2 protein-coding genes are annotated in these 709 nt (G+C 54.4%); both read right to left on the bottom strand.

Annotated elements, in window-relative coordinates:
* On the bottom strand, window positions 1–208 hold a 208-nt coding region (locus tag ACRBG0_RS19090), incomplete at its 3' end, for a hypothetical protein (protein WP_431488457.1).
* A 114-nt stretch (window positions 209–322) separates the two neighbouring features.
* Window positions 323–709 (bottom strand): T9SS type A sorting domain-containing protein (locus tag ACRBG0_RS19085; RefSeq protein WP_431488456.1); only part of this gene is annotated, 387 nt, incomplete at its 5' end.

The raw sequence follows: 709 nt of genomic DNA, 5'->3' as shown, positions 1-709 counted from the left end.
CGGGGTCTGTTGCTTCATCGTCTACATCTGACAACTTACGATCAGTAGCTGGTGAGTCATTTGAATTGTCACCTTGTAGTGCTTGCGCACTCACACAATTCACGCCTTGGAAATTGTACTCGCCAATGCCTCGCAGCATCGTGCGGGCACGGTGTACGGCATTGCCACCTTGGAGGGGGCATTGGTGTTTTAGCGTTATCATATTCATTGAATCATCGGTGTAAAATTGCCAAAATTAAATAGTCTACCCATCCAGTCTTCCTGCCTCGTGAGGGAGAACCGAGGAGGGAGCCCTTATGTGCCTCATCTAGTTCAAAGCAAATCACCCCTTCACCACCTTGCCACTAGCCAGCTGCTGCGCACCATCCCACACCTCGTAGAGGTAGATGCCGCTGGGCCAGCCGCTACCATCCACCGTGTTCCAGCCATGGAAGAGACGCTGCTGGTGTACGCGCTGCCCCGCCAGGGTGTAGTACGTGACCACTGCGTGCCGGGGGTAATAATCTGAGAGCACCACCGAAAACTGATCGGGGAATGGGTTGGGAAAGGTCTGTACCTCCACCTCCACCACGGGTGACTGCGTACCCACGGTGCCTACCTGCAAGGTCTGGCAGTAGGTATGGCTTCCATTGTCGTTGCTGACAGTAAGGCACACCTCGTAGGTGCCGTCTTGCAGATACGTATGCACGGGCGAGGTATCCTGACTCAT

The sequence above is a fragment of the Lewinella sp. genome, assembly GCF_050633125.1.
Lineage (GTDB): Bacteria > Bacteroidota > Bacteroidia > Chitinophagales > Saprospiraceae > Lewinella.
This window is presented reverse-complemented; position numbering and strand designations above follow the sequence as displayed.